Below are 2,047 nucleotides of genomic sequence, written 5' to 3' on the forward strand. Positions count from 1 at the left end.
CGCTTCAAGGTCATTCGGTGGTCGCGTAACTGAATTAACAGATCTAAAAGAAGCTATCTCAATGTATGCGCAAGATGCATGTAAGAGGCTACGTGATGAAGAGCTTTTATGCGGATGTATGATTGCTTTTGTACAGTCGAATCCCTTCGATCAGAATGTGCCCTTTTACAATAAATCTATTACAGGCTCTTTTTCAGAACCGACTGACTGCGCTATTGATTTTGCAAGAGCAGCTACAAGGTTGGTGGCTGAGATTTACAAGGAAGGGATTAAATATAAGAAATGCGGTGTTGTGCTGACATGTTTAGAACCCAAGTCTGGCCATACTTATGACCTGCTCACTGACTTTAGTCTGATAGAGAAAAAAGAATGTTTGATGCAGGCAATGGATGGTATCCATAGCAAATTTGGAAAGAAAAAGTTAGGGGTCGGACCATGTTTTGTTCCTGGTCGAAACTGGTCGATGTCGCGGGATAAATTGAGTAGAAATCCTTTCCTATGGAATGAGTTAATAAGAGTAAATTAACTACCAAGTCAAATTCATCAGTTAATAGTGACAAGTTAAATGAATTTCTGTAAATTACTGATAATAAAAAACTAAACTTTACCAAGATGAAATACTTTAATTTAATTCTTTTAACAATTTTTACAGTGATTAGCCTTTCTATTTCATTCTATTTTGTATTGAAATGCGGCTTTAAAATTACTGATCCCACTGTACTACTTACGTTAACTATATATTTCTTTTCAGGAATATCAACTTTAGGTGCTGTTTTATCTGCTATTTATACTTTGCATTTGCAAGCTAAAGCAAAAGAACCAAACTTTCTTTTAGAGACAACTAGCGTATATCAGGATGACAATCCTCCGTTTAGTAAGTATCGTTTTCAAATAGGGGTAAAAATGTTAAATATAGGAGAAAGTGCATTTCTATTAGAGATTTCCCTAAATCATAGAGGAATTAATCCTAGTGCTAGAATTAAATATGGAAATTTTGATACTAGAAATCAATTTGATATATTTAGAAGTATTACTGAAAATCAAGAACATCACTATATAGAACTTAACTACAATTCAAATGATAAAAATAACTTCTTAAGAGATATGTTAGCATTAAAACCTATTTTAATCTTAAAATATATAGATAGAAACCATTTACATCATGAGGATATTTACCAAATTAAATATAAACCTAAAAAAGGTTCAAACGTTCCATACTTTATTTTAAAGAAAGATTAATTTCGATAATTCAGAAGAAATATTAAAATAAACTTAAATTAGTTATTATAAATAAAATTGAGTATAAAAATTTATACTCAATTTTTAGTATGAATAAAATTTAATTAGAGGCTTCAGATATCAGAATATTTACACCTTTATTTTTCTGGTGGTTATAAGCTGATCCAAACTTATAGTCATTAAAATAATCATTTAATTCTTTTACATCAGATTCAAAGAGTGTGAAACGTACTCGCTTTTCAAGTATGATAGAAGGTATTGTTTCAAATCTAAGTTCTAAATAATACTCACCAGAATCCCAAATAAAATTCTGACTATGTATTTCTTTTAGAGTATCAACAAGCTCACTATTTGCCTCTACCAACTGATTATTAGCACCATTGACACGAATTTTTTCACTGATATTCATATCTACTGCAGTAAAAGCACTACGTGCTTTTTGCTCTTTATTTCTGTCTAAATTAATTGCAAACCAACAAACATGATCCCAAGACTCATCAGACGAGAGTTCGAAAGGAAAAAATAAATTAGCAGATTGAGATGTAGTACTCTCAAAATAACCATTACAACTTAAATTTTCAATATCCCTACCGTCTTTTACAATTTTGACATTCATACTTTTGATTTTCACTCTAGCACGACCTTTATTAGTCACGCCTAAATAAATGTTTATGGATGGGAAGCCTACCCAATGATGAAGAGTTATTTTATTATGAATTTCTAAATCTAGCTTATTTCCTTTCAACCAAATCCTAATATGAGGAAAAAGTGAAATAATTAACGCAACTAAAGCAACTAAAAAGCTCCA

At 30.9% G+C, this 2,047-nt stretch carries 3 protein-coding genes; 2 read left to right on the forward strand and 1 reads right to left on the reverse strand.

What is annotated here, in order from left to right; genetic code table 11:
• Together J536_RS23875 and J536_RS23880 are read left to right on the forward strand one after the other, a co-directional pair.
• A partial coding sequence (locus J536_RS23875; RefSeq protein WP_032064218.1) for a DUF4113 domain-containing protein occupies nucleotides 1–526 on the forward strand: 526 nt, incomplete at its 5' end.
• An 86-nt stretch (nucleotides 527–612) separates the two neighbouring features.
• Nucleotides 613–1,239, forward strand: coding sequence for a hypothetical protein (locus tag J536_RS23880; protein ID WP_032063941.1), 627 nt, complete (start codon nucleotides 613–615; stop codon nucleotides 1,237–1,239).
• Nucleotides 1,240–1,339: 100 nt separating this feature from the next.
• Here J536_RS23880 and J536_RS25930 read toward each other — a convergent pair.
• On the reverse strand, nucleotides 1,340–2,047 hold a 708-nt coding region (locus J536_RS25930), incomplete at its 5' end, for a hypothetical protein (RefSeq protein ID WP_032064219.1).

Origin of the sequence: Acinetobacter sp. 809848 (assembly GCF_000581275.1) — a bacterium.
In the GTDB taxonomy this organism is placed as follows: Bacteria; Pseudomonadota; Gammaproteobacteria; order Pseudomonadales; family Moraxellaceae; genus Acinetobacter; species Acinetobacter pittii.